Source organism: Eudoraea sp. (genome assembly GCF_039969275.1).
GTDB lineage: Bacteria > Bacteroidota > Bacteroidia > Flavobacteriales > Flavobacteriaceae > Eudoraea.
In genome coordinates this window covers 38,781-64,823 of the sequence record NZ_JBDVOC010000009.1, presented here as the reverse complement: position 1 = coordinate 64,823, position 26,043 = coordinate 38,781, and the positions used below count along the sequence as shown (strand labels likewise).

24 protein-coding genes and 1 pseudogene are annotated in these 26,043 nt (G+C 40.6%); 5 read left to right on the top strand and 20 right to left on the bottom strand.

Annotated elements, in window-relative coordinates; genetic code table 11:
- Positions 1 to 16 precede the first annotated feature (16 nt).
- The 4 genes and pseudogenes from ABJH90_RS07515 to ABJH90_RS07500 all read right to left on the bottom strand — a co-directional run.
- Positions 17 to 97, bottom strand: a pseudogene (locus ABJH90_RS07515) (hypothetical protein); the annotation flags it as partial.
- Positions 98 to 253: 156 nt separating this feature from the next.
- Positions 254 to 529: a hypothetical protein gene (locus ABJH90_RS07510; RefSeq protein ID WP_348142966.1), complete on the bottom strand. Its 276-nt coding sequence runs from the start codon at positions 527 to 529 to the stop codon at positions 254 to 256.
- Between the two features lie 454 nt (positions 530 to 983).
- Complete coding sequence (locus ABJH90_RS07505; protein ID WP_348142963.1) at positions 984 to 1,715, bottom strand: DUF6090 family protein; 732 nt, start codon at positions 1,713 to 1,715, stop codon at positions 984 to 986.
- A 216-nt stretch (positions 1,716 to 1,931) separates the two neighbouring features.
- Positions 1,932 to 3,155 (bottom strand): acetamidase/formamidase family protein, encoded by a 1,224-nt coding sequence (locus ABJH90_RS07500; RefSeq protein ID WP_348142961.1) that lies wholly within the window; start codon positions 3,153 to 3,155, stop codon positions 1,932 to 1,934.
- 475 nt (positions 3,156 to 3,630) lie between these two features.
- Between ABJH90_RS07500 and ABJH90_RS07495 the strand changes: the two genes are divergently transcribed.
- The gene (locus tag ABJH90_RS07495; RefSeq protein WP_348142958.1) at positions 3,631 to 4,041 is read left to right on the top strand and encodes a nuclear transport factor 2 family protein; all 411 of its coding nucleotides are present in this window, start codon (positions 3,631 to 3,633) and stop codon (positions 4,039 to 4,041) included.
- A 95-nt stretch (positions 4,042 to 4,136) separates the two neighbouring features.
- Positions 4,137 to 5,834 carry a TIR domain-containing protein gene (locus ABJH90_RS07490; RefSeq protein ID WP_348142955.1) on the top strand — a complete coding sequence of 566 codons (1,698 nt, stop codon included), beginning with the start codon at positions 4,137 to 4,139 and terminating at the stop codon, positions 5,832 to 5,834.
- Between the two features lie 269 nt (positions 5,835 to 6,103).
- Here the strand turns inward: ABJH90_RS07490 and ABJH90_RS07485 are convergent, their stop codons facing one another.
- From ABJH90_RS07485 to ABJH90_RS07445, 9 genes are all read right to left on the bottom strand, one after another.
- Complete coding sequence (locus ABJH90_RS07485; RefSeq protein WP_348142953.1) at positions 6,104 to 7,126, bottom strand: hypothetical protein; 1,023 nt, start codon at positions 7,124 to 7,126, stop codon at positions 6,104 to 6,106.
- A complete protein-coding gene (locus ABJH90_RS07480) occupies positions 7,123 to 7,632 on the bottom strand; it encodes an ATP-binding protein (protein WP_348142950.1) in 510 nt (169 codons plus the stop codon). Before ABJH90_RS07480 ends, ABJH90_RS07485 begins: the two co-directional genes overlap by 4 nt.
- A gap of 33 nt (positions 7,633 to 7,665) precedes the next feature.
- Positions 7,666 to 8,841 (bottom strand): amidohydrolase, encoded by a 1,176-nt coding sequence (locus ABJH90_RS07475; protein WP_348142947.1) that lies wholly within the window; start codon positions 8,839 to 8,841, stop codon positions 7,666 to 7,668.
- Positions 8,842 to 9,137: 296 nt separating this feature from the next.
- Positions 9,138 to 10,586 carry an RtcB family protein gene (locus tag ABJH90_RS07470; protein ID WP_348142945.1) on the bottom strand — a complete coding sequence of 483 codons (1,449 nt, stop codon included), beginning with the start codon at positions 10,584 to 10,586 and terminating at the stop codon, positions 9,138 to 9,140.
- Between the two features lie 3 nt (positions 10,587 to 10,589).
- Positions 10,590 to 11,006, bottom strand: coding sequence for an archease (locus ABJH90_RS07465; RefSeq protein WP_348142943.1), 417 nt, complete (start codon positions 11,004 to 11,006; stop codon positions 10,590 to 10,592).
- Positions 11,003 to 11,641: a class I SAM-dependent methyltransferase gene (locus tag ABJH90_RS07460; protein WP_348142941.1), complete on the bottom strand. Its 639-nt coding sequence runs from the start codon at positions 11,639 to 11,641 to the stop codon at positions 11,003 to 11,005. Before ABJH90_RS07460 ends, ABJH90_RS07465 begins: the two co-directional genes overlap by 4 nt.
- A gap of 216 nt (positions 11,642 to 11,857) precedes the next feature.
- Positions 11,858 to 12,064, bottom strand: coding sequence for a dodecin family protein (locus ABJH90_RS07455; protein WP_348142939.1), 207 nt, complete (start codon positions 12,062 to 12,064; stop codon positions 11,858 to 11,860).
- A gap of 172 nt (positions 12,065 to 12,236) precedes the next feature.
- Entirely contained in the window at positions 12,237 to 13,406 is a 1,170-nt protein-coding gene (locus ABJH90_RS07450) for a hypothetical protein (RefSeq protein WP_348142937.1), read from the bottom strand.
- Positions 13,407 to 14,598: 1,192 nt separating this feature from the next.
- On the bottom strand, positions 14,599 to 15,015 hold the full coding sequence (locus ABJH90_RS07445; RefSeq protein ID WP_348142934.1) for a hypothetical protein: 417 nt from the start codon (positions 15,013 to 15,015) through the stop codon (positions 14,599 to 14,601).
- Between the two features lie 152 nt (positions 15,016 to 15,167).
- Between ABJH90_RS07445 and ftsH the strand changes: the two genes are divergently transcribed.
- Together ftsH and ABJH90_RS07435 are read left to right on the top strand one after the other, a co-directional pair.
- Complete coding sequence (ftsH, locus tag ABJH90_RS07440) at positions 15,168 to 17,132, top strand: ATP-dependent zinc metalloprotease FtsH (RefSeq protein ID WP_348142931.1); 1,965 nt, start codon at positions 15,168 to 15,170, stop codon at positions 17,130 to 17,132.
- Between the two features lie 137 nt (positions 17,133 to 17,269).
- Positions 17,270 to 17,671 (top strand): hypothetical protein, encoded by a 402-nt coding sequence (locus ABJH90_RS07435; protein WP_348142928.1) that lies wholly within the window; start codon positions 17,270 to 17,272, stop codon positions 17,669 to 17,671.
- A 233-nt stretch (positions 17,672 to 17,904) separates the two neighbouring features.
- On the opposite strand, the gene ABJH90_RS07430 is transcribed toward ABJH90_RS07435, so the two are convergent.
- The 3 genes from ABJH90_RS07430 to ABJH90_RS07420 form a co-directional block, all read right to left on the bottom strand.
- The gene (locus tag ABJH90_RS07430; protein WP_348142926.1) at positions 17,905 to 18,303 is read right to left on the bottom strand and encodes a hypothetical protein; all 399 of its coding nucleotides are present in this window, start codon (positions 18,301 to 18,303) and stop codon (positions 17,905 to 17,907) included.
- A 14-nt stretch (positions 18,304 to 18,317) separates the two neighbouring features.
- Positions 18,318 to 19,082 (bottom strand): sigma-70 family RNA polymerase sigma factor, encoded by a 765-nt coding sequence (locus ABJH90_RS07425; RefSeq protein WP_348142924.1) that lies wholly within the window; start codon positions 19,080 to 19,082, stop codon positions 18,318 to 18,320.
- Between the two features lie 99 nt (positions 19,083 to 19,181).
- Complete coding sequence (locus ABJH90_RS07420) at positions 19,182 to 20,210, bottom strand: zinc-dependent alcohol dehydrogenase family protein (protein WP_348142922.1); 1,029 nt, start codon at positions 20,208 to 20,210, stop codon at positions 19,182 to 19,184.
- Positions 20,211 to 20,965: 755 nt separating this feature from the next.
- Here ABJH90_RS07420 and ABJH90_RS07415 point away from each other — a divergent pair.
- The gene (locus ABJH90_RS07415) at positions 20,966 to 22,156 is read left to right on the top strand and encodes a hypothetical protein (protein ID WP_348142920.1); all 1,191 of its coding nucleotides are present in this window, start codon (positions 20,966 to 20,968) and stop codon (positions 22,154 to 22,156) included.
- 90 nt (positions 22,157 to 22,246) lie between these two features.
- On the opposite strand, the gene ABJH90_RS07410 is transcribed toward ABJH90_RS07415, so the two are convergent.
- From ABJH90_RS07410 to ABJH90_RS07395, 4 genes are all read right to left on the bottom strand, one after another.
- Positions 22,247 to 22,852, bottom strand: coding sequence for a hypothetical protein (locus ABJH90_RS07410; RefSeq protein WP_348142918.1), 606 nt, complete (start codon positions 22,850 to 22,852; stop codon positions 22,247 to 22,249).
- Positions 22,853 to 22,980: 128 nt separating this feature from the next.
- Positions 22,981 to 23,520, bottom strand: coding sequence for a GNAT family N-acetyltransferase (locus ABJH90_RS07405; protein WP_348142915.1), 540 nt, complete (start codon positions 23,518 to 23,520; stop codon positions 22,981 to 22,983).
- A gap of 92 nt (positions 23,521 to 23,612) precedes the next feature.
- Complete coding sequence (locus ABJH90_RS07400) at positions 23,613 to 25,115, bottom strand: peptidase S10 (RefSeq protein WP_348142912.1); 1,503 nt, start codon at positions 25,113 to 25,115, stop codon at positions 23,613 to 23,615.
- 69 nt (positions 25,116 to 25,184) lie between these two features.
- Positions 25,185 to 26,042 carry a PfkB family carbohydrate kinase gene (locus ABJH90_RS07395; RefSeq protein ID WP_348142909.1) on the bottom strand — a complete coding sequence of 286 codons (858 nt, stop codon included), beginning with the start codon at positions 26,040 to 26,042 and terminating at the stop codon, positions 25,185 to 25,187.
- Between the last annotated feature and the right edge of the window lies 1 nt (position 26,043).

The window sequence follows — 26,043 nt, the reverse complement described above, 5'->3', positions numbered from 1 at the left end:
TTGTTATCGGCTGTTTTTATTTTGGTTTTATTGTCACGATTACTCTTTTATAACTGGATAATTGAGGTTCGCCTTTATCCGTTACTTTTAAAATAAAGTGGGCGGTTTCTTCTTACATTGCCGCGAACAAATGGATATGGTTATTCCCTATATCTCTTTGCTTTAGACTAAGATAATATAACTACTTATAAAAGTACTATAGTTAAAAACAAGATCCCCACATTAGATGGTTAGACGGAAGTAGTGGCTGGTACTAATGATTGTGTTTATATTTTACGTTGCAGGTTGTACATTCGTATGTATCTTCTTTTAATTTTATTTCATCCAATTTGGATGCAACTTCATTAATAAAATTATTATAGGTATTCGATTCAGGTGTAATGTTCTTCGCTTTTATTTGCTTATAGTATTCCCCTTCCCATTCTTGTCTTCCCCAACAATTTGGGCATACACCTTCAGGCGAAACTTTTGTTTCATCACCCTTGTCTTTATCCTTAAAAAAACGCTTTAAACTCTCTGCCAAATTCATTTTTTACTTTTTTTATACCTTTCTTAAAGATATCAAATATCTAAATAAAATAATAGGATATTCTTCAAATCTTCTTCCACCTCACAATTTTGTCAAAGCAATGTTGTTCAAGTAACTACAGTATTCAAGAAGACTTTTTGAGGAAATCTTAAAATTAAAACTTCAATTGCTTTACCCCGGCAAAGTTCCATAACACGGAACATTATGAACCAAATTTTAATTGACCCGAGAGTATATCAAAACCTCCGCCACACTAGATAGCGTCATAGAAGTTTTGAAGGTTGGACATTTAGACCGCCGTGTTATTGAACTTTAGTATCTTGATAATCCGCATCGCACAATTACTGATGTATTAGTGGTTGGAGATAATGAAGGTTAACGTTCTGTATATGAGCCGTCCCGATAGCTCTCGGGATAATGGCTTATATATGTTGTTAGCCTTTCGTTATTTTATTTATTGGTCCGCATCAGATTCACCCAATTCATCCTTGATGAGTTGGAGAATTCTCTTGGTCTCAACAAGTGCTCGCTCATATTGCCCCATATAAAAACTTCTCTGGCGCTCTGCTATATTGATTAAGCCATAGAAATATTGATCTTTTGCTAATTCATTAAAATTTACCGGCATATAGCTTGCGTCTTCGCCTCTGATAAAATGATCAATTAAATAATTATTGGTATCAGGATTAAGTTCTCCTCCCCATTGCTGAGAAACACTCAATTGTAAATAGGTATTCTCATAAAGGTTGACAATCTCTTTTTTTAATATTTCATTTCTTAATATTTCAAAACCTATATTCTTTAAAGACTCATAGCCAGCTTTGGATAATGCTAAATTTGAGTGGTTTACCAAAGCCCAATGAAAATGCTGACCTAAGGTGTCTACAGTTTGTTCATTGTTTTGAATGGCAGCAAGGACTATTTGACCCGATATGTTATCTTTTTGGATACGTGCTATCTTACGTTCAACTTGATTGATGTTTAACTCCATATTCTCGGCAAGGTTTATAATAGCTTTTTTTTCTGTTTCCCGATCTTTCTTAAATTCATTCCAATTATTGACGCTCAACGCAATCAATATCCCCACAACCACCAATACAATCTCACCAATAGCATACCTCATATATTTTAGGGGCTTGTTGTCATCAGCAAGTTTTCTGCGGATTTTTCTAAAGAAGTTAATCATATTAAGTAGTTGGTTGTTCTTCCTAAGATACTGAATTAATATAAGAGACTTAAAATCAGCCTAATAATACTCAAATAGAAGACCACCACATTAGACACTATCACAGATGTAGTAGTGGTTGGGGAAAGAGTTAAAAAGTAAGGGAAGGGAAAACTATGTTTTTTAACTCAGTTCTTCTTAAGTTTACTTCTCAGTTTTAATCTCTCCATTTATTCTTTAATCTTTTACAAAGATATCCAACGGAAGAATTGCCGTTGCACCAACATTCGGAACATCAACAAGCTGGCCTATTCTTATATCAACAGCTACTGAGGCAATTAAATAGGCTTCTTCTCTGCTGTACCCATAAGTCTGACTTATATAATCTATCATTTCAAGCAGTGCATTTTTAGCAGCTAAAGAAATGTCTTTGGAAAGATTCTCAAGTTGTGGAATTTTTTTAGAGGCCAAATATGCTAAATCGGAAGGAACTTCTTCCCGGTCCTTAAGCGGTAAGCCTGTAGTTGCATAAAAACGTTCGGATGGGATGTTTAATAAACTTGATGAACCTTCATAATGTGGCCCTCTACCAAGCTTTGGGCCATCTTTCAGTATTTCTGTGGTGACAATCACCGTTGCGTTCATTTCAAGAGCTGTTCCTGAAACTTCTCCATCACCTTGAATATAATGCACGTCTCCAATTGCAAGGCCACAGCCTGGGAGGTAGCAGGGTAGGTACATAGTAACTCCTGCCTGAAGATATCTAATGTCCAAATTACCCCCGTGTTCCCTCGGAGGAATTGTCCTTAAACACTCTTCTGAAAATGAACCTCCTTCCCCACAAAGTTCAACAGGCGATGCATATTTTGCATAAGGCATCATTACAGATCCACCGGCATTTAGGAGTTCGGTTTCTCTGGAAAGTATTTTCGCATGTTGCTCAACTCCAGGTAAAACAGTCACAATTCCCGGAAAGCTACGGTTGGGTAGTCTAATTCCCGGAAGGTCATCGGATGTTGCATATTCGGAATTTAACTTCCACTTTACGGAAAGTGTATTTCCAACTTCATCAGATAAAAAACCACCATCTGTTAACGTAAAGGCCCATTCTCCCGGAATAATTTTTTGAATAGTCACCATTAACACATCTCCTGCTTCGGCACCTTCTATATAGACAGGACCAGCCAATGGATGAACGGTTCCCCATTGAGGGTCACCTATTCGTGGATCTTTTGGAGCATCTGGATTAAGATCAATGTCATCGCAATTCCGACTATTAAAATAGATTGTGTCTCCCGGTTTTGCTAAAGACGTCATGGGAATTGCCGGATGCAGTCTGTTTATACAATTAGGATCCTCAAGACAATTGAGAGCGTTGTCACCAACTTTTATTACATCCTGTGCCTGTACAGAAAATTGATTCAGACCTATTAATAAAAACAAAATTGGTAGTTTCTTCATGTTAATTCATATTGAGCACAACAATGGGATATAGTTATTGATGAACTCCTGCTTATGTAAACTAAGATAATATATCCTACTGATACCCCAAGATAATTCATGGTTCTAAGTTATGTAGTACATTATGCTAAATATGTACACATTAAATAGAGTCACAGAAGAGTTTGTGTGATGTAAATACCTTAATTGTCAATGATATGTATATTTCAATTTCATATTTGAAATCTTCCTAAATGATTATTAATGGTCTATTGGTATTTTTCGTAATACAATCTTACAGTATCCGGCCTATGACATGACTTATTAGTTGAGTTGTTGGATTATTTGTTTTGAGGTTTGTTATAAATGTATTACCTTTTGGTTAATTACCCACCCCTGGCTCGTTTTAGCGCCCCCTAAAGAGTTATAACCAAGGAAAACTGTGGTTTGTAAAGAGGAATTTCAAATTTAAATTAACCTTTAATCAATAATTCATATGAGTAATGTAACTGTAATTAAGAATGCCTACGAGGCATTTGGAAGGGGTGACGTACCTGCCGTACTTGGTGCCATGGATCCTGAAATTGAATGGCATGAGGCCGAAGGAAATCCGTATATGCCCAGTGGAGATGCTTTTGTTGGCCCTGACGCGGTACTGAATCAACTCTTTGCTCGTTTGGCAGCAGAGTGGGACGGTTTCGAGGTGCATCCGAATTTGTTTTACGATGCGGGAGAAACCGTAATTATTGAAGGCCGATACACTGGAACCTATAAGGCAACGGGCAAGGAGCAAGATACACAGTTTTGCCATATCTGGCACTTTAAAGGTGGCAAGATCATTAAGTTTCAGCAATATACAAACACCGCAGCACTCCAGGAAGTTATGGGGGTAAATGCCAACAGCTGATCTCGACGCTCTCGCCAGCTGGGGAAAAAATTCAGACACTCATCCGCTGCAAAACATGTCATGATTTTACTAATGATGACTAATTTGTCAAAAAAATGAGCCGGAAGATAAATATATTTGTGATTTACGCCTTGGCAGACAAGGATATAATGCTTCGTCTTTTGCGTCATTTGAACCCTTTGAATGAAGTTTTCAATTTATCTATTTGGCACGATGATCCAATTATTCCCGGGCAGCCTTGGAAAACTTATTTTGAATCACGCATACATCATACCGATATATTACTTCTCCTGGTCAGTGATGATTTCATGAATTCTCAATTTATCGAGCAGGTTGAATTAAAAGCTGTCATTGACAAGCATAAGGAAAACAAGTCTGTTGTCATCCCTGTAATTATTGATAATTGTCAATGGGATATTGATCTTAAAGTAGAAGACTACGTATTTAACCTCAATGAATTACAGGTATTGCCGGAGGAAGGAAAGCCCATAGCAGATTGGAATTCAGCAGATCAGGCATATAACAATGTTACGGCAGGAATAAAAAAAGCAATTACGCCAATTGTAGATACGCTTAAACAGGAGGAATCCGAAAAGGATGAGGAAAAAAAAGTAGCGGATGCCAAAGAAGAAGACCATAGAAAGATAAGTTTTACAGAAGAAACAGAGGTCAATAAATTGGATGATGAAGGGCCAAGTAATAAGGAAGAAATAACAACCGAGCAGGAAGAGCATAGACTAAGGGAAGAAGCTGAAGCCAAAAGAAGGGCAGAAGTGGCAAAACGAATCAGGGAACAAGCGGAGGCATCAGCCAGGCGAAGAGAGGAGGAGGATAGATTATGGGAAGAAGCTTTAGCCAAAAGAAGAGCCGACAAGGATAAAGGAATCAGGGAAGAAGCAGCATCGGTTTATCCTGTGGCCGAAGAGCATAGACTTAAGGAAGAAGCCGAAGCAAAAAAAAGAGCAGAAAAGGAGAAAAAGATTAGAGAAAAAGCAGAGGAGAAGAAAAGAGCCGAGGAGAAGAAAAAAAGAAAGAAAGAAGAAGAATTCAAGAGAAATGCCGTGGAAGCAGCGGAAGCGGCAACTACCCAAAGAGCCGAACAGGAGAAAAATTTTAAGGCAGAGGTGAAGGCTAAGCGTTATGCCGAAGAACGAAATAGAAAGAAACTTACCACTGAAGCCAACAAAGAAGTTGAAGAAGCGCTACCGGAAAATAACACCAAAACAAAAAAAAGAGTGCTTGGCGGATCCTTGGTTGCACTACTTGCTATCATTGTAATATGGGCTTTTTCAATGGTTAATTCAGGCTCTGAAAAACCATCAACCACTTTGCCGAATATTAAAGCAATAGATGAAAAGGATTCGATTGGTTCGGCCAAAACTAAAATTGAACCCCCGAACAGGGTTGCAGCATTTTCTGAGCTCGAGGTCGGCGACACCTTTGAAGGAGGGATTATATTCACAATTGATCAGGCTGGTAAAAATGGCAAAATAGCTTACCACAAAGATGCTGGCCTAATGCCCTGGACAAATGCCATGAAAATCCATGAGCAGTTGGGAGACGGATGGAGATTACCCACTTTCGATGAATTAGAAATAATGTACAGGACTATTGGGCAGGGTGCAACGAATAGTGGTCAATTTGCCGATGAACTGTATTGGAGTGCCACTGCTTTTGATGAATCCCAGGCACGACTTTTAAGATTTCGAGATGGCAATACCTCTTATCATTACAATAGAAATGTAGAGCATCGGAAATTTCAGGTTAGAGCTGTTCGGGGTTTTAGCCAATAACTGGCAGGAACATTTAGCTTTGTACAGTCTACCGGCAGATAGGTATGAAATTCGAAATACAAAATAAGAGGTATAAGATACGTACCTTATCCTTTCTACCTCTAGCCCCGTTCTGCTGTTAACTTAGATAATATATCTTACTGATACCCCAAGATAATTCATGATTCTAAGTTATGTAGTGCATTATGCTAAATATGCACACATTTAATGATTTACCGGGTTTTAAACTTTTTTACTTAATGCTCGTATGTGTCTCAACAAATATATCCTCACCTGTTTTTAAAGTCTAAATAGTATTGCTTATACAATTCCAAATATTGGCTTATCAACGCCATTTCTTTTTGCCGTTTATTCTCAGTGATATCATCTGCCTGGGCATTAATTGCATGCACTTTCAACCTGACATTTGCCCGGTATAATTTGTAAAAACAGAATATTTGTTCATCCTTTTTATTTTCAATACAGTGTGTTTTAGAGAAGTAACGTTCACTGAATATTTTAGATAAATCTAAACGGCCAAACCTCTCCAGGTCCATACAAAGGAAAGCAACTTCATTCAATAAATCCAGTTTTCTAAAATCATCGTTAAACTCTATACAATCAAAAATGACCGGGTCGTCCAGAAGAAAGATATTCCGGGCATGAAGATCACCATGTCCATCAATGACAAACCCCTTTCTGTTTCGATCAGCGATTCTCTCCTTATTAGAATTTAAAAATTGGTAAGCCCATTTATTGACTTCTTCCAGCAACTGCCCTGTCTCTTTATCAAAATTCTTCACCAAAAAGTTTTTTACACTCACTACATCTTCAAATTCCTTGTAGAGTTCCCTCCAATCTTCTCCTTCCGGCACAATTACCGCTTCCTGATGAAAAGACACCAGCACATCTGCCAACTTAATAATAGACGCTGCTTTAACTGTTCCATGAGCCAGAAGTAAATCCAACTTTTTTGTTTCATCCATCCTCCTCATCAAGACCGCATAATCTATAATTGTTCCTTCGATATCGAGGATATGATACTTTCCGTTACTCTTTTTGATGGGTAGCACCTCGAGATACATCGCCGGTACAAGCCTCTTATTCAGTGTCACCTCTTTTTCACAGTATTCTTTTCTCTTTTCCAGAGTTGAAAAATTCAGGAAGCTGAACTCGATCGGTTTTTTTATTTTATAAACATACTGATCAGTAAGTATGACCCAGGAGATATGGGTCTCAATAAGTTTTACCCCATCTGTTTGGTAAGGAAAAGTTTTGTTGTCAATAATAGAATCGACCTGATCTCGCGTCATTGTTTTATGAACTTGATAGCTTTTTCAATCAAATCAGGCATTTCTTCCTGACCAGAAAATAATTGAATGTATTTCTCTTCCATGGGCTCAAATTGTGATTTAATCATTTGATAAACAGCGAAATCGGCTTCGCTGTACCGGCGCTTTTTGGACACCCGCTTTTTCACAACTTCCTCGCCGGCACATACTTCAATCCATTTCACGCTTGCATCATACTCCTGTGCCAGGACCTTGAATCTTTTTCTCAGTTTCTTTTTATAAAACGTAGCATCGACAATTACGCTTTTTCCTTTTTCAAATTCCAAGCTCGTCAGTTTTAAAATCTCATCATAAATCAAGGCTTTATTTTCTTTATCATACTGTTGGGATTTCCCTGATAAACTTCTGATGATATCGGTATTGAAATGCTTTATCCCTAATTGGTTGGATAAAACTGTAGCAAAAGTAGTCTTACCTGTTCCGGGAAGACCGAAGATTACAATCAATATAGGGCGATCTGAATGCATATCTAAAAATGATCAATCATTGATCTTTAATATCTAAAATTTAGATTCAGCAGCCCTTAGACCGGCCACTTGTGCCACTTCACAAAGCCAGGCAGCTCCCCATGCCATTGCCTTTTCGTTGAAGTCGAAGCGGCTCGAATGTGCCGGATAATTAATCTTTCCGGATATACTGGCTCCGTAGCGGATGTAACATCCCGGCACCTCTTTCAAATAGTAGCCGAAGTCTTCTCCTCCCATATTGGCAAGGCGGAGTTTCCTGACCTGGCCTTCACCTACCACCTTGATTGCTGCTTCCCGGCTAATATCTACCATCTCAACAGAGTTTTTCAGCATGGGATTTCCGGTCCGGATGCTCACCTTAACCCCCGCCCCGTGCAGACTGCCGACTGATTTGGCTATCCGCCGTAAGGCTTTAATAAAATGGTTCCTGACAGAGGTTTCCTGGGTACGGATAGTGCCTTCAAGTACCGCCTGGCCAGCTATGGCATTGGCTACTTCGCCGGCCTTAAAACGGCCCACTGAAATGACAGCGGGGTGAGCAGGATTTGTTTCCCGCGAGACGATGGTTTGGATGGCCATTACCATCAGGCTACCCACAACAACTGCGTCTACCGCTTCGTGAGGTTGGGCAGAATGGCCCCCCTGTCCGGATATCTCGATATGGAAATAATCGGTAGAGGCGTTTACCGTGCCTTCAGTAACCACTAGAGTACCGGTAGGAAAATGCCGGTCTATATGTCCGCCGAAAATCATCTCAACGTTTTCCAGGGCACCGGCTTTTATCATGGCTTTGGCACCGGGACCGCTTTCTTCAGCCGGCTGAAATATCAGTCGGATTGGCGCTGGGAGATCTTTCTTTTTTGACAACACTTCCGCTACTCCCAGGAGCATGGCGGTGTGACCGTCATGACCACAGGCATGCATAATCCCGGGATAGATAGAAGAAAAAGGTAGTCCTGTCTCTTCCAGGATCGGTAATGCATCAATATCCGCTCTTAACGCTATTATCGGTGCCCCTTCCCGACCAGGGAGATCTGCTATAACTCCGGTTTTTCCCGTACGGCGATAGCTTACTTTCAATTTATCCAGGTTAGAGCAAATAACTTCCGAGGTGCGTTTTTCCTGAAAGCTTAATTCGGGATGCTGATGAAAGTCCCGTCTCACCGAGATCATGCGCTCTAAAATCTTATTGTCAATGCCGTTAACCATGGATGTGTTCAGTTTTATTTATCGTTAATCTATTCAAAGAGAAACGACAGGATAAGAACTATTCATTCAATAAACAATGACATTCGTCACTACATTCTATAATAATCATTCCCAGGAAGTCCCAATCCTGAAACCTCACAGAACATCTCTATCTTTTGTTCCTTGAGCTCAAGCATTGCCTTGTTTGCCTGTTCCTTATAATTTTCAGGCCGTAGGGCAATTCTATGAAAAGTTCGAACAGGTAATTGATCAAGAAGCGATTCTATTGTTGGAAGAAACCAATACACTTAAGGAGCCTAGCCTTTGACTACCACCACAGGTTTAAGCTTGGCAACTTTTTTGGCAATCCCGGAATCGATAACGGTCTCAACTACAATATTCACGTCTTTATATGCTATGGGTGCTTCTTCTGCTAGTCCTTTAAAGGAACCCGCTTCTACATAAATTCCTTTTTCTTTGAGATTTTCTTTGAGTACCGGAGCATTTACCTGTTTCTTGGCCGCCGTCCTTGACAACCTTCTCCCTGCCCCGTGGCAACATGAACCGAAGGTTAGTTCGTTGCTTCTGGCAGCTCCGGCCAACACATAGGAACAGGTACCCATGCTTCCTGGAATAATAACGGGTTGCCCTAACAATTTATAAGATTCAGGTAATTCTTCAAACCCCGGGCCGAAAGCCCTTGTAGCCCCCTTGCGGTGTACGATAACCTGAGCTTGCTTTCCATCGACTAAATGTGTCTCGACTTTGGTAATGTTGTGTGCCACATCGTACATCAGTTTCAAAGGTTCAATGGCTGGCCCAAAAATATTCCTCCAGGCGGTTCTGGCCTCCCAAGAGATTACTTCCCTGTTGCACCAGGCATAATTGGCCGCCGCACACATAGCCTTGAAATAATGCTGTCCTTCTTCGGAATTGAAAGGCACACAGGCCAATTCCCTATCGGGCACTTCGATACCATATTTGGGCATTGCGGACATGATTCGACGAATATTGTCGGTGGCGACTTGATGCCCCAACCCCCTAGATCCGGTGTGAATCAATACCACCACCTGACCTTTGGACAGGCCGTAGGCTTCTGCAATCGTCTCTTCATAAATTTCCTCCACATAATCCACCTCTACAAAATGGTTTCCTGAGCCTATGGTACCCAGTTGGTCAGTACCTCTTTTTTTTGCCATATCGGAGACCATAGACGGATCTGCATTTTCCAACCGACCTTTGCTTTCCATAAAATCCAAATCCTCTTTTACCCCATATCCTTTTTCAACTGCCCACTCGGCGCCTTTGAAAAGTACTTCGTCCATTTCCTTGGCAGAAAGTTTAATTTGTCCGCCTTTTCCCATTCCAGAGGGGATCTGGGCATACAACTCCTTAGATAATCCCTCCAATTTATCTTTGATCTCCTCAATTTTTTGGTTGGAAGTAAGTAACCGTACCCCACAATTGATATCATAGCCGATACCCCCAGGGGAAATGGCCCCTTCTGGATACAATGTGGCCGCTACGCCACCAATGGGAAAACCATATCCTTCATGGACATCGGGCATAACAAGGGAAGCCCCCTTGATACCGGGCAAGGATGCCACATTTACCAATTGCACGAGTGACCGATCATCCATAATGGCATCGAGCAAGGGTTCGGAGGCCAATATCCTGGCAGGTACACGCATTTTAGGTCTGAATGCTTTGGGAATCTCCCACAAGAAGTCTTCGATTTTGTGGATGTCCGTTTTGTTGATTTTCATCTATTAAATATCAAAAATGATCAAGGTTTCCCAATCACCGTTATTATTTTTGTGTACGTCGGCCTCATGGTAGGTCACTGCCTTAATTTCTTCATCAAACCCTTGGGCTTGTTGCTTACCATGAATCTCTACTCTTATCTTCTTTCTTGTCAACTCAAAAATAACTACCTCACAAAAAATTGCTTTTTCGGAATAGGAAGTCGATAGTACCCACGATAAAAAATCAATAAGCAGGCAGGTTTCATCCTGTGCCATAAGTTCAATTTTTGACTTGAGCACAAATGGACCATTTTTATCACAAAAACCTTCCCTTAAAATGTTTCCCATTCCCAACACCCCTGCCATAAAAAGCTCTTCGAGAGTGGAGCCTTCTATTTTCATACGAATGTCCGCCGTATGGGGAAGGTATTGAATCTTCATTTTTTAGTGGCTTTCACAACTAGAAAGGAGCCCTCTCCAAAGCCTGGTTTCGGAATTTGTGTTTCCGCAATCTCCTCTAAGTCGCCAAAAAGGGTCTGGTTGAATTCCAAGTTTTTGAATCCTGCATCCTTTAGCAATGTCTGTATTCGGTCTACGGTATAAAAATTGGCCTTTGCGAAGAACGTACTTCGATGGCGTTTTTCGATATATTGTTTCGCCACACTTCTATCCTTATCCAAAAATCCGATCAACACAGAACCTTGGTGTTTTAAGACCCTGTTCGCTTCGGCCAACGCATTCCTTAAACTATCAAAATGGCAAATGGTTACAAAAAGCACAAAATCGAATTGCAGGTCACCGTACGGAAGTCGCTCAGCTAAGCCTTCGATAACCTCTATTCCCCTGTTGATAGCCTTTTCGGCCATTTCGCCAGAGGGCTCTACGCCTTCTTTAATTCCTAAAGGAAGGGCAAATCTTCCAGTGCCCAAACCCACCTCAATGCCCCTAATATTTTCCGGGAGTTTTAATAATTGCTCCTTAATGGCGGTAAGTTCGGATTGATAGACTTCGGGATAGTCCTCATACCATTTCTCATATTCTTCTACGTGTCTGTCAAATATTTCTTTTTGTGTCATCTTACTTCTGTTTATGATTACCTAAATATCATGAGAATTAAATCCATCAGCAATGATCTATGTCAATCTGCAAAGATTTTTAGAAGTAAAAAACCAGGTCCTCCATTAGGATACCTGGCAAGAATGTCAACAAAAAGATAAGGCACCGCCTAAAGCAAATTCAGCTTTTAAGCGATACCTTAACGAACCAACCTAATTAATTGAAGTCAACCATTTTTAATGTTCCAATATCGTGAAAGTTACTTTGGTATTTACGCGATATTCGGAAATTTTATTATCCTTTACAGCTACCTGCATATCTTGCACATAGACCGATTTGATATCCCTCACGGTCTTTGAGGCTTCGGAAATAACATTCTGTACGGCGTCTTCAAAACTTTCCGTAGAATTTCCTAAAATTTCAACAACTTTTAATACTGACATAATTATTTGTTTTAATGTTTGTATAAATTAAGTTCCTATTCTTGAGCAATTAATAGCGGAACTTTGATGCTTATCGACTCAAAATTAAATTACTCATGAGACCATCACAATGACTTGGGTCAGTATAAGGATAATTGAATTGTACAATACGGAGTGTTTCCGTTGACAGCCATCAATACCTAAAAACAGCGTTCATCGAACTTTCCTTTACTGGCATTTGTTCTGAAGGCAAAAAATACACTGACCCCCCTTGTTTAAAAGTTTGCAGCGCAGCCAAATTGGTCAAGGATACATTGTTGATTTCGTGTTTTTCATCTATTGAAACTTCGTTGTCCTTCTTATCATAAATGCCAAATACATTGCCCCCTTCTTCTATAAAAAGTGTATCAATCTTACCATTGAGTGCGGCGTTCACAATGACATCTAACTCATATGAAGTCTTTTTCGTATGGTATTGTTCGTTGAACTCGTTAATCTTATCGAACTGAGAATGCTGAAAGTATTCCTCGACCAGCACCCAAGATTCGCGATGTCTTTCATCATCCTTTTTGTATTCGGGGTCGCCCGGCAAATGCTTATCAAACAGATTGTGATGTGTATTCGCTTCGGTATAAAGGGCGTACAGGCGATCGGTACATGAAAGCACCAAAGGAGCCTGTGAATCTGATACGATTTTTTTCACGCCCTTGTCCAGCATCCTTAAATACCGCGACAATTCATCCTTTTCGTCTTCCTTTCCTGCGCCCTGGCCGTGAAACGATGCCCCGTGTGTGGCCTGCCCGCTCCTGAACTGCAAGTTCTTTTGTTCATAATCGAACCCGACGGCATCTTCTAATTGTCCCGGGGCAAAATCCTCCAGATACATATCCTTAAAAGAATAATGAGACGCTTCATACAATTTTACGTAATCCTGGCTAAGATCCAAAAGATAGTAAAGCCCATCGTTATGATATAACGGTAGCAGGGGCAAAAGATAAAAATGGTTCGCTACATAGGTTTTTGCCTCGAAAGGAATGGGCAGCGTATAATATCTCATCCCATTTTCCGAATCCAAAAAAATTGCTAATCCATCGGAAGGGTTCCTCCATAGTTCCACCTTGTCCAGAAGTTGCTCTGCAGGTTTGAGGTATTCGTCTATTTCATTCATATGCATTTGATGTTCCGACAATGTCTTCTTTACCTCGTTGATACATTGTTTAAGCAGGGCCTGTGCCAAATGCAGGTTCTGTTCCCTGCCTTTTTTATCCATGGGTAGGAATATGGAAACACAATAAAGATCGCGTGATTCAGCAAGGATTTCAAAGTCCTTTTTGGGTAGTGGATGTTTTTCGGAAGTATTCATGATTCAACTATTTCTAGCCAATATATCGAAATCAAAGAAAAATCAAAATGACTTGAGTCAGTCGGTTCAAATTATTGAAACAGCCATAGTGATTATCAAACAATTATGCCCGCAATATTCTTTAAGGCATGGGGGTTTAAGTAAGTTTCTCCTTTTTTAGGCACTTTCCAATAGACGTTAAAAGGTCTTCAAGTTCAAAAGGTTTGGTTAGGAGCAAAAGGGGCGTTATTGGCGGACAAACTATATAAGTGGATAGAAAATAATAGTGTTAAAAAAACAAAAAAAATTCCCAAACTGATCTAGGTCATTTGGAACTAAAAATTGACCCCGTATCTTGGCGCCTTATTTAAGAATAATAAAGCTCTTTGAAAAATTTACAAGTCTTATTCGGGGGAATTAAGGCTTGACAGGAAGGAAGAAGCATGACGCCCTTTATACCATTTGAATCGCGATATGGTTTAGCGATAAGCTTTATTGAGGTCAGTGTAAGCGGTTATCGGAACAGAAGGCATCTTCTGGGAAACCGGAACATTTGGGTGTTCCGGTTTCTTTTTCCAAAAAATAGTATCAACCTGACACAGGTCATTTGGAAATTGGATGCCATCCCCTAGTTTAGCTTCTTAGTTAAGTGGAATAGTCCTTTGAAAACGGAGTCTGAAAGACTGCTGAACAACATAAACCAAAAAACTTATTATTCGTGGGGAGTAATAAGGTTTAGCATAAGAAGGTGTCGAAAATGCCCCATGCCGTGTGGTTTTAGCTATGGCCTAGCAATAGGTTTCACTCAAAATTACGCAAAGCGGTCAAAGGTGGTTTTTACACTTTCTTGGAAACTGGAACATGCAAATGTTCCAGTTTCTTTTAAGTATTGATCGGCATCATTGCAAAATGGTAAAGGTCATAGTAAGGAAAAGGATGCAGTTGGTATTCCAATCGATCGTTTAGGTCGTTTTAGCAATAAAATGGTTTAAGAGATTGATAAAAAAGTGTTGATGAATCCCCTTTCTTTATGGAAAACAGGAAGTTTCGGCTTCCTGTTTTTTTTTGACATTAATATAAAAGCTTCTCTCCTGTAGAACTGATCAAGAATTTAGACCAAAGGCATAATATTGTTTTCCTAACGTATTTACCCCTTCGAGCATGACACCTCTGTTTTTATTTTTCTCATGACTTTTAATTAATGTAACAATTGTTAACCATTACTTCTACTATTGTTTCTCCTGCTCCCAGGCGTATTCCTATTGCTCCTGCCCCGATTGGCATTATGCTCCTCATGGTAACTCCGAATGTTGTCATCATTATAATTTCGGATCCGCTCATATCGAGATCGTCTTAAATCGATGCTTCGGTAACGCGATGGCAAAACGTTTCGCCGCACCCAAAGATCTCCGTCCAAATACAGATAGGTTCTTGCCGACAGATCGTAATAAATACTGTATTCCGGAAAATAGACATAGCGCACCACCTCTACCCGGTTTGGATAAAACCAGGGCGGCGGCGGATTGTTGGGCCGGGAAGTAACTACAACCGGTCCACATCTTGCCAATAATAATAAAACGATGACTATAATAAATAGTATTCCTGATTTAAATATATCTCTGTTTGCCATTACTATTAATTTCAATAACAAATTAAAGGGGGGACAGAGAAATTGGAAATGACCTACATCATATTAAAATACATGCATTTAAAATAATTTTGTGATAGTTCTAGGGGAAAACACCGTAGAAGCATTAGATCAATTTGCAGTTTAAGAAAGGAATGAAGCAAGAGTCAAATAAAAAAGAAACATCCAATACTTCGGGAAGCAATAAAAACTTTCCCAAACCGCCCTATGGAGGAGATAGTTTTAGATGGCTCTATTTCTTTTTATTTGGACTCATATTGTGGTTTGCTCTCTTTTCCAACCCCGTTTCCGGTACCCTGGAAATCAGTTGGACTTTTCTACAGGACACCCTTTTGCCACAACAGGAGGTTGCAAAAATTGTAGTAGTAAACAAAGAGTTCGCAGAAATCTATATCAAAAAAGACCGCTTGCGAGACGCAAGGCACAAAAAGGTTAGCGACAAAATGTTCGGTGCTGAAGAAGGCCCACATTACCGCATGACCATCGGATCAGTAGAGACTTTTGAGGATAAGTTGCACCGGGCGCAAGAGGGTTTTTCCCCTTCAGAAAAAATAAATGTACAATATGAATCCCGTACCAGTTGGATCGGTATTCTGTCTTGGTTGCTACCCTTTGGAATTATCATCTTGTTCTGGCTGTTCATGCTGCGGAGAATCGGTGGCAGAGGTACAGGTGGAAATCCGCTATTCAATTTTGGGAAATCAACGCCACAAGTTTCGGATAAAGGCACCACAAGCTCTGCCAGCTTTAAAGATATTGCAGGTTTAAAAGAGGCAAAGTTAGAAGTCATGGAGGTAGTGGACTTCTTAAAAAATCCTGAAACCTATACAAAATTAGGGGCGAAAATCCCCAAAGGGGTAATGCTGGTAGGCCCTCCCGGAACAGGAAAGACCTTAATGGCCAGGGCCGTTGCGGGCGAGGCGCAGGTTCCCTTTTTCTCCATGTCGGGATCCGAATTCGTAGAAATGTTTGTTGGCGTGGGAGCCTCCAGGGTACGCGACCTTTTTAAAAAGGCCAAGGAAAAAGCACCGAGTATCATATTTATCGATGAAATAGATGCCGTGGGTCGTTCCCGTGGTAAAGTCAATGCGTTTCAGGCCAATGATGAACGAGAAAGTACTTTGAACCAGCTGCTTACCGAACTTGACGGTTTTGGCCCCAACACAGGGGTCATTGTACTGGCTGCCACCAACCGCCCGGATGTGCTGGACAAGGCCCTGTTGCGACCCGGCCGCTTTGACCGTCATATCTATTTGGAACTGCCAACCAAAGAGGAACGGAAAGAAATTTTTGGGGTACACCTGCGTCCACTAAAACTTTCAAAAAATGTAGATGTGGAACTGCTGGCCAAATTAAGTCCAGGATTTTCAGGGGCCGACATCGCCAATATCTGCAATGAAGCTGCACTGATCGCGGCCCGAAAGAAAAAAAAGACAGTGGAACAAGAAGATTTTTTGGAAGCCCGTGATCGGGTCATCGGTGGTATGGAACGCAAAAGCAAAATCATCTCACCCAAGGAAAAAGAAATTGTGGCACACCATGAAGCTGGCCACGCCGTAGTTAGTTGGTATCTTAAAAATGTAGATTCTTTGGTTAAGGTATCCATCATTCCGCGGGGGAAATCTTTAGGTGCCGCCTGGTACCTTCCCGAAGAAAGACAAATTGTAACAAAATCGCAGTTTATGGATCAGATTTGTGCCTCCTTAGGAGGCCGGGCCGCGGAGGAGATTATTTTTAATGAGCCATCCTCAGGGGCTTTGGACGATTTGGAAAAGGTAACGAAACAGGCTTATACCATGGTAGCCTACTATGGCCTGGATGAGGAGATAGGCCCAATCAGTTTCTACGACTCCTCAGGTCGAAATGAACAGTTATTGGGGAAACCCTATAGCGAAAATATGGCGCAACAGATCGACAAGGAAGTAAAGGAGCTGGTGACCACGGCCTATGAAAGAACAAAAAACTTACTGTTGGAACATCGTGACGAATTGAAAAAACTAGCGCAACTCCTCTTAAAACAAGAAGTAGTTGAAAAAGAGGATCTGGAGGAGATATTGGGTAAAAGAGGTATAAATGAATTAGTCAATAGCAAAGAGTGAAAAGCTAAGTTCGCACACTTTGTATTTCAGAGCGGGGTCCTTCCGTTCAACAGATACCCTGGCCTGCTAATCAGGTGAACCCGCGCCACGGAATGAAATTATAGCACTGAATAATTAAACGAAAAAATAAAGGCATCATGGAAAAAACACAAAAACGGAAAGAAATAATCTACAATAAAGATCTACATTTTGAACACCAGCAATGGCGGTCCGAACTTGCATTTTGGGAAGACGAGTTAAAATCCTTTAAAAACAGGCTAGGCGAACTTGTAACCCGCTGGACCGATAAGGAAGTATTGGCGCAATTGGAACATTATCAAAATGAATTTATCCTTCATGACCGTGTCATAGACGATATGCAGGAAGCTATTGAGCAGCATGAGATTCGTATTGCTGCCCAAACAAAAACAGGACAAGATGCTCTAGATACAATACTCGTAAAAAAACATGTGGAATTCAGAAACCGAATGGAGACCCAGCGACAGATCTATGCAGATTTGAAAAAAGATTTTTTTAGGTTTCTTTCAAAGTATATGTAGCAATAACGATCGCAAAAAGCGTTGTTTCCGAGACCATTTTATTTTATATCTATTAATGGCCATGACATGTTTTTGACCAGTGATCTGTTTAAAGTTTATGAATATCATTGGCATTTTCTATAAATCGAGGCGATGCATTCTGCTATCCCTTATTCTTCCGTGAAAATGTTGATTTCCAAAGTCGTGCCTTATAAATTTGTTTGGCCGTTTATTACTTCTACTACTTTTTCAGTTCAAAGTTTTTTGACATACCCAAAGACCATTTTTTTAAACTCGCGGAAATCGCTCGTAAAAAGTTCCATACATTTCTTTAGTTCTTTGTGCGTATCTCTGTAATCAGCATCCGCAAGTCCTTTTTCGCCTTTTTCCAAACGGGCCAATAATTTTTCATGGCTGATAATATCGTCAGCCAGATAGTCGAACAGGTTCTCATGGATCTTGTCCAGATTACTGAGCATTTCGCCATATTCCAGTTCCATGACCTCTTTTTTTTGCAACAGATCAGCGAAAAACCTGGTCTCGTCTTTCCAGAAGTAAATGGTATCTAACCATTCCATGCTCTCTCTATGTAGAATGTCTAACCCTACACCCAATAAAAAATCTGATTTTTGATTAAAAGTTTTCGTGTTCATGACAGTAGTAATTATTAATATATTCGCTTGTACCTGGTATGGAAACTGGTTTTGAGCGCCTTGCGGGCTTCTTCTAAAAGTTGTTTCACTTCTTGAAGGTTTTGATTTATTATTTCTGCGATTTCTTCGACATTAAAATGGTGTTCTGTTGCAAGTTCATAGACCCTGCGCATCGGTAGCGGCAAATGGTACAATACCATTTCGGCATGCTTCCTGATATTCTTTTCACCCCATTCACTATCTAGTTTAGCAATAATTTCATTATTGTCACCTTCCACAAAAACGTGGTTCAAGATATCAATGTTCTTTCTGTAGGATATATCGTCCAATTCGTCCATCATAACCAGATCACCATCTCCGTCAGTAGAGAATTTTTCTTCCATGGCATCCCAAGCCGGTTTTGAAAAGTCATCGATGTTCTGAAAGAAAACCTCATCAAATTCCTCCTGGACAATGGTATTATTCAACAATTCATCAGCCTTTTTGAACAGCCATGGGTACAAGTCTTTTTGATTATTAACCTCATCAAAATGATCATATACCGTGATGAATAATTGATCTAAGAAATCGGCAGGTCTGTATTTTCCCTGGGGAAGGTTTCCTTTTGATATTGCCGTATTCAATCTCTTCACAATATAATGCTTTACTTGGGGCAAGGTTTTTAACAGCAGTTCGTTAAACGCTTTTTTCTCGCCCATTTTCTTATGCCGGACCAAATCAGAATAGGTACTCGCCACAAATAAGCGGAACTCCTTTTGACTTTTGGAATAGGTTTTCATGTTTTCCAATTTTATTGATTTTGTATAAAACAAAAGTGCGAACTTAAACCGTTCGGTGAAATGATTAGGATCAGTCAGATCAGTTCTGAGGATTATTTTCTAAAGGATTTGCAACACTTTTGCGCCCCTGATCTTTTGTTCCTTTAGCTCAAGTAGCGCTACGTTTGCCTGTTCTAAAGGATACATTTGCACCTCCGGTTTAATGCGGGCCTTTGCCGCCAGCTCCAAAAAATCGGACACGTCTTTAGCCGTTACATTGGCGACCGACTTAATTTCCTTCTCCATCCAAATATGGACCCGGTATGATAGCTTTTGAAGATATTCCTGGTCGCCTTTTTCTTTTCTAATGGCATTGATGACCAGTCTACCTCCCTTTTCCAGATTACCCAGGGCTTCCACAACTGGCACCCATGCAGGCGTAGTATCTATAATAGCATCGAGCTTTTCGGGCGATGCATCGGTAGTTTTGCCAGACCAGAACGCCCCGAGTTCCATGGCAAACTGCCGTTCTTCAGCTTTTCTCGCAAACACAAAAACTTTGGTATTCTGGTAGCGGTGGTTAACCATTTTGAGCACCAAGTGTGCCGAAGCGCCAAAACCCGTAAGTCCCAAATTATCCCCGTCCCTAATTTGAGCAAGCTGAATAGAACGGTAGCCGATGGCCCCTGCACACAGCAAAGGGGCCGCTTCAGCATCGGTAAAAAAGCGGGGAATAGTATGGGCGTATTTTTCCGGAACGGTCATATATTCTGCATAACCTCCGTTTACATCTTTACCAGTGGCGCGGAAATCATCACAAAGATTTTCATTGCCCTCCAGACAAAATTTGCATTTGCCGCATGCAGAAAAGATCCACGCTACCCCTACCCTGTCGCCAAGTTTGAATTTTGAAGTGCCTTTGCCTAATTTATCTACATGCCCAATAAGCTGATGTCCGGGGACTACCGGAAGTTTTGGCGGTGCCAATCTTCCCTCAATCTCGTCGAGTTCGGTATGGCAAACCCCGCAAACTGAAATTTTAATGCGCACTTCATTTTCTTTAGGTTCAGAAATGGGAATATCTAACAATTGAAGAGGCGCTCTGTTTTCTTTCAAATCAGAACTTTTATTCAGGACCATTGCTTTCATATCCGTATTCGTATTGGTAAGGTAGGATATAAAAGTAGGGGCAATTACTTATGTCAACCATGACATTTATCAGTAGGCATAGGAGTAGAAAACCTGATTGGTCCTCTATAAGCTATTGAATTAAATACGAGGTGTGAAGTACGAAAGTCGAACTTCCAACCTCCACTTGCACACTATATTTTCTACCACATTGCAATCCACAGTTACAGAATTAACCGGAATATGTAGTATATTAACTCTTATACTATTATAGGGGGATAATGTAGTTAATATAGCATATATATTGGAAAATCTAGTTGTACAGAGGGAGCGATTTGGACAGTACATTTGTCCTGTAAATTATTTATAAGGAATAAATTATAAATAGTATGACGTTAATTAAGATTTATAACATAGGAAATAGTAATAAAAAAAATAAAAATTATGAGAACTTTTAGAAATCAGACACCAGTTGCGTCAACAAGGGTTACCTTCTTTTCCAACACAAAAAACAACAGAAGTGCTTACTGGTCCGCGACAAGGCAGCACGTTAACAAGTAGTTTAGTCAAGTCTAATTCCATAAAGGGGGCCTAAAAAGGCCCCTTTTTTTATGCCAAAAACATTTTAGTCATATTAGTAGAGCACCTGGTTGGCCCTCTATAAGGTAGTGAATTAAATGCGAGGTGCGAAGCTCGTAATTTAACTTCAAGTGATCTATATCATTTCATAAGTGCCACAATATGAATTCTTTTGGGGTTCATTAAAAATCATGATTATGAAAACCCGGACACTTCTATTCATTTGGTTATTCCCCCTTTTAGCGATCTCACAATTCAAATCCGGCGAGGATGTTACCATTTCAACGCCACAGAGCGACGATGTATACCTGGCGGGTAAGGATATCAGTATTGATGCAATGGTTAGTGGCGATGCAGTAGCAGCCGGCAGGTACATTACCGTAAACGATTCCATTGCCCAGGATCTTATTGTAGCCGGTGGAGAGATTATTGTCAAAGGTTACGTGGCAGATGATATCCGTATGACGGGTGGAAAACTAACCATCGACTCAGAGGTCGGCGATGATGTCATCGTTGCGGGCGGCGAACTTACGATTACCAGAGATGCCGTCATAAAAGGCAATCTGATAAGCGTGGGGGGCAAGACCAGAATAAAAGGAGTCATTATAGGTATGCTAAAAGCACAGGCGGGCGAACTGAAAATGGATGGCATAGTAGAAGGTGATGCCATACTGCGTGCGGAAGAACTGGCAATAAACGGAAAAATATACGGCACCTCCGAAATCGCAGCCGAAGAATTGGAAATTGGTGAAAATGCCCAATTTCATAAAGATGTCACCTATTGGGTGGAAGACGGTGAAATAGATTTTGAGAATTCGCTGGTCAATGCAACGGCCAAACTAGACGAAACCCTGATGGGTGAACAGGAGGAAATTCCCTGGAAATTCTTTGGAATCGCTGCTTTTGGCTTTTGGATCTTCTATGTGCTTTCGGCATTTTTGGTTATCCTGTTATTGAATTATTTCTTTAATCCTCTTTTTGCCGAGGCGGTTAGCTATATCAAAGAAGATCTCTTGAGAAGTTTTGGCTATGGTCTTATTTACCTCTTCGGCCTGCCCTTACTTATTGCGTTTACTTTTATGATGATCATAGGCATCCCAATAAGCTTGTTCCTGCTGTCGTTCTATCTATTTAGTGTGCTGTTCGGGCATTTAGTAGGGGCCCTGCTGCTTACCTATTATTTGGAGAAACGCGATGGCCAACCCTGGGGGTTTTGGAGGTCCTCGTTTATAGCATTGGGCCTGGCAATTGTTATACGATTATTGACTTTTATCCCCTTTTTGGGATTCCTAATTGCATTCCTCGTAATGGCACTGGCCTATGGTTTATTGGCCTATACGATATGGCAAAGAAGAACTCAAAAAAACATAAAATTAGCTGAAGAATAAGAGTACAAGAAGAAATATATAAAAGCCTCTTTCACATCGTTTCGCATCGAACTGCCCACCTTCACTCCGTTACGGTCGACAGGTCGGCCTTCACTGTGTTGCACGAGGACGGTGGCCAGCCTTCACTGCGTTTCGGCCGACATGGGCCTTAAATTCAGTAAGTCCTTGTACTATGGCTATAATACATTCACATGGCGTAGGGCCTCCCTCCCACATCCCCTTGCAGGGTTCTTCAATTAACTCAGGTCGGTTCTTATTCATCCACTCCCTGGCTTCATAGTACAAATCAGGATCATTTGAGGAGGTCTGAACAGATCTTATTTGTTGATTTTTTATAGTTATATGAAAAGTGTCCGTAACATTTAAATCTATTTGAAGGGCACTCATCAGGTCATCTTTTACCATGATAGGGCATATCACCAGCGTATCATTCTTTTCTTCGCAGTTGAAGCGTTTTACTATTTCGTAGTTTCCACATTCTGCCCATTTCTGATAATACAAAATACTGGGTTGAGATTCTTCAGCAACTGAGAGCGTTCCTTTTAAACTGTCTCTGTTAAAAGAATAGAAGGCATCAATAAACTGATTTGCGATAGCAATAGTATTGTTCTGGCTAACAGAAGCTTCAGACTTAGTTCCATTTTTGCAGCCAACAGCCAACAGAATGGCGATGTAAAATAGTTGCTTTAAGTTCATAGGCAGATTTTTGTTAGTACAGTTTGGTTTCTTACGTTTTCTTTAATCCCCAAAAGCTTCTCAGCCTTCGTAGCCTAGCTACTTGTGCCTCCGCTAAAGCTTCAGCGATACGCGGTCGGCGAAGTAGGCTAGCGAAGGGGATATTTCTTTCTTATGAGCTTTTGGTCGCACCAATACCAAACAAAATCTTCGCCCCCGGGTTCATAAGGGGCAAATTTGTCGAATTGCATTCCAGCTTTTTCCATTACTCTGATCGATGCTTTATTCTCTTTCATTGCGATAGCAATAATCTTTTCTAATTTTAGTTTATTAAATCCATAATCCAAAATTGCTTTTGATGCCTCCGTCGCAAACCCCGCCCCCCAATATTCGGGCAAGAATCTATATCCAAGATCAATTTCACCAAATTCAGGCAGATAGACCAAACCCGCCCAGCCTATAAATTGCTGCCCATCCTTTAGTATTGCTACCCATCTGCCATATCCATAAAGTTCATAATCATTGATCTTTTCTTTTATAATATGGTGTATCCCTTCTAAAGTGGTAATAACGTCTTCTCCTGTATACTTCTGAACTTCTGGAATGGAATATAGCCGTATCATATCCTGGGCATCGGCCATTCCCATTTCTCTTAAAATCAATCTTTCTGTTTCAATTATGATTTGCATTTTAATGGCCTATAAGGTTCAGTATATGAGTCGTGGCAGCGTATTACTACGCACTGTATTTTTAGTTTGGAACTGAGCTTTGTTCTGTGTTTTCAATTCGACAGAAATTCCCGAATATCACTGGACAATTTTAGAAAATCAGGTTCATGTGTATACATCATATGGCCTGCTTCGTAATAGGTCATTTTTATTTTTTCTCTCTCAATTCCGTTCCGGGAAAAAGTATACTCCGCATCAAAAAACGGGCATATTAAATCAAAATATCCACTCGCCACCATAACTTTCATTTCCGTATTCCTTCTCATCGTTTCACTCAATTTTCGGGCAACATTAACAAAATCAGGCTCCCACATTTTTTCTTTCGGAACAGTTCTCCAATTCCATTTTTTATAAATTTTATCATTAGAAGTTAAATACGGACGATCCATTTTTACATTAAGTACAGATGCATAATAATGATTTAGGGCCGCAGTATACGCGGCGCTTATCTGATAATCTGATGCATCTCCAAGATGCGGGCCATCGGATAATTTATCAACTTCATTTCCCATAAAACGACCATCTAATCTGCCAAGAGCAAGACCCTGACCTGCAAGTAATTCCTTTTGAAATCTATGCATTAAAATCCGAAGGTCCGATTTTAAAATGTAGTCCTTATCCAGACCCGTAAAATAGCTCAACTTTTCAGCTGCCTCATTTTTCTCAGTTTCATTGAGCAAGGAACCCTTGTAAAGTACAGGAGCATAAGAATTAAAAGTGTACGTTCTGCACTCATCAATAAATGATTCCAGTGTTTTACCCTGACCTGCTTTTTTATGATACCAGGCAGTTGCGGCCATACTCGGCAAGTAGGTGAGATAAGAAGTTATATTGTCGTGAACTGATGTTGAGCCGGCATAATCCAGGGCCTGAGAAATAAGTATTAAGCCATTTAATGCCATATTTTGTCCATCGCTCTCTAAAGTATTGGCTACTGTTACTGCCCTTACCGTACCAAAACTTTCACCAGCAATAAACTTTGGTGAAAACCAACGGTTATTTTCAGTTATCCATTGCCTCATAAATTTTGCTATGGATTTGGCATCTTCATTCAGGCCCCAATAATCTTTAACTTTACCTTTCCCAATAACCCGGCTATAGCCGGTGCCAACAGGGTCAATAAAAACAAGATCCGTCAGATCAAATAATCCATTTTTATTATTCACCAAATTATAAGGAGCTGCGCCATCATCTTCTTTTGCTTCTGAGTTTATTTTTACCAATTCAGGACCAAACATCCCCATATGCAGCCACACTGATGCCGAACCGGGACCACCATTAAATACAAAAGTGACCGGGCGTTTTGTAGGGTCACTTACTCCTTCCTGAACATATGCAACTGACCATATAGAAGCAACCGGTTTTTCAGATTTATCCTTTAAATATGTTTCTGATGCAAGTGCCTTATATCTAATTGTTTTACCCCCGCTTATTATTTGATGAGTGCTGATAAATGACTTAGGTTCGGGCACAGAGGTTGAATCTTGTTTTTTTTCTTGTGCCGAGATAGCTAACGAAAATATCAGGAATATGGAGAGTAACTTTAATTTTATCATAGTTAGGTATTTAGGTTTTTTCAAATATAGTTGATTATTTGTGGTTTAAACGCACCTCGTTTACACAGCTCAATAGTGTAATCCGTATCCGAAAGCACCGTGAAGCTGGCAAATCTCGGCGGCAAATGAAGCAGCTTTCCCGAGGGAGCTTTCGATCAACGAGGCCTGCCGAACATTGGTGTTGTTTTTGCCTCCGACATAGGAAATCAGGAATCCGCTGATAAAGGCATCTCCAGCTCCGAGCGTGTCTAGGGGTTTCACTGCCCGGGGAGCCTGTCTAAACCAGGATAGACCATCATACAGAATAACTTCGTGGGGACCTCGTGTGGCCACTGCGATGGTACAGCCTCTATTCACAGCTTTCTCAAGAAGTTCCATTGTTGCTTCTTCAGTCCATTCGGCGCAGGAAAAAAAACCGAAGTCGATATACTTACACATGGACAGTGCATGTTCATTATCGAAGTCTTCCGAAAAGTCGTAGCTGACCAAGGGGTTCAGGTGTTGCAATTGGGCTAGATAACTATCCATATAGCCATACGTACCGGTGTGCACAATTGAAAACGATTGCAGGTAATCGAGATCGTCGAAAATGAATTCCATTGGAACTGATTTGCTAATCCCTCCTTCGTTCGATGAAATAAAAACTCTTTCACCATCTTTGATTGTCAAAATTGCCCGACCATTTGGGCCGTCAACACTGCGGCAATGTGACGTATCTACCCCTATTTCAGCCAGTGTTTGTTGCACATGCTTAGCACTGTCATCGCTACCAAAAACGCCCAGGTAGGCAGAGTCGCAGTCCAACATTGACGCATATACCGAAAAGTTGAGCGCGTTACCCCCCGGAAACATCGTCCGAATGTGAATGTAGTCGTCCACCACATTGTCGCCGATACCTATAACCTTCATTTCGCGATCCCCCATCATC

Excerpts from the sequence above, each read along its gene's own strand:
- ABJH90_RS07510 (WP_348142966.1), bottom strand. The coding sequence starts at position 529 with ATGAATTTGGCAGAGAGTTTAAAGCGTTTTTTTAAGGATAAAGACAAG.
- ABJH90_RS07505 (WP_348142963.1), bottom strand. The coding sequence starts at position 1,715 with ATGATTAACTTCTTTAGAAAAATCCGCAGAAAACTTGCTGATGACAAC.
- ABJH90_RS07500 (WP_348142961.1), bottom strand. The coding sequence starts at position 3,155 with ATGAAGAAACTACCAATTTTGTTTTTATTAATAGGTCTGAATCAATTT.
- ABJH90_RS07495 (WP_348142958.1), top strand. The coding sequence starts at position 3,631 with ATGAGTAATGTAACTGTAATTAAGAATGCCTACGAGGCATTTGGAAGG.
- ABJH90_RS07490 (WP_348142955.1), top strand. The coding sequence starts at position 4,137 with ATGAGCCGGAAGATAAATATATTTGTGATTTACGCCTTGGCAGACAAG.
- ABJH90_RS07485 (WP_348142953.1), bottom strand. The coding sequence starts at position 7,126 with ATGACGCGAGATCAGGTCGATTCTATTATTGACAACAAAACTTTTCCT.
- ABJH90_RS07480 (WP_348142950.1), bottom strand. The coding sequence starts at position 7,632 with ATGCATTCAGATCGCCCTATATTGATTGTAATCTTCGGTCTTCCCGGA.
- ABJH90_RS07475 (WP_348142947.1), bottom strand. The coding sequence starts at position 8,841 with ATGGTTAACGGCATTGACAATAAGATTTTAGAGCGCATGATCTCGGTG.
- ABJH90_RS07470 (WP_348142945.1), bottom strand. The coding sequence starts at position 10,586 with ATGAAAATCAACAAAACGGACATCCACAAAATCGAAGACTTCTTGTGG.
- ABJH90_RS07465 (WP_348142943.1), bottom strand. The coding sequence starts at position 11,006 with ATGAAGATTCAATACCTTCCCCATACGGCGGACATTCGTATGAAAATA.
- ABJH90_RS07460 (WP_348142941.1), bottom strand. The coding sequence starts at position 11,641 with ATGACACAAAAAGAAATATTTGACAGACACGTAGAAGAATATGAGAAA.
- ABJH90_RS07455 (WP_348142939.1), bottom strand. The coding sequence starts at position 12,064 with ATGTCAGTATTAAAAGTTGTTGAAATTTTAGGAAATTCTACGGAAAGT.
- ABJH90_RS07450 (WP_348142937.1), bottom strand. The coding sequence starts at position 13,406 with ATGAATACTTCCGAAAAACATCCACTACCCAAAAAGGACTTTGAAATC.
- ABJH90_RS07445 (WP_348142934.1), bottom strand. The coding sequence starts at position 15,015 with ATGGCAAACAGAGATATATTTAAATCAGGAATACTATTTATTATAGTC.
- ftsH (WP_348142931.1), top strand. The coding sequence starts at position 15,168 with ATGAAGCAAGAGTCAAATAAAAAAGAAACATCCAATACTTCGGGAAGC.
- ABJH90_RS07435 (WP_348142928.1), top strand. The coding sequence starts at position 17,270 with ATGGAAAAAACACAAAAACGGAAAGAAATAATCTACAATAAAGATCTA.
- ABJH90_RS07430 (WP_348142926.1), bottom strand. The coding sequence starts at position 18,303 with ATGAACACGAAAACTTTTAATCAAAAATCAGATTTTTTATTGGGTGTA.
- ABJH90_RS07425 (WP_348142924.1), bottom strand. The coding sequence starts at position 19,082 with ATGAAAACCTATTCCAAAAGTCAAAAGGAGTTCCGCTTATTTGTGGCG.
- ABJH90_RS07420 (WP_348142922.1), bottom strand. The coding sequence starts at position 20,210 with ATGAAAGCAATGGTCCTGAATAAAAGTTCTGATTTGAAAGAAAACAGA.
- ABJH90_RS07415 (WP_348142920.1), top strand. The coding sequence starts at position 20,966 with ATGAAAACCCGGACACTTCTATTCATTTGGTTATTCCCCCTTTTAGCG.
- ABJH90_RS07410 (WP_348142918.1), bottom strand. The coding sequence starts at position 22,852 with ATGAACTTAAAGCAACTATTTTACATCGCCATTCTGTTGGCTGTTGGC.
- ABJH90_RS07405 (WP_348142915.1), bottom strand. The coding sequence starts at position 23,520 with ATGCAAATCATAATTGAAACAGAAAGATTGATTTTAAGAGAAATGGGA.
- ABJH90_RS07400 (WP_348142912.1), bottom strand. The coding sequence starts at position 25,115 with ATGATAAAATTAAAGTTACTCTCCATATTCCTGATATTTTCGTTAGCT.
- ABJH90_RS07395 (WP_348142909.1), bottom strand. The coding sequence starts at position 26,042 with ATGATGGGGGATCGCGAAATGAAGGTTATAGGTATCGGCGACAATGTG.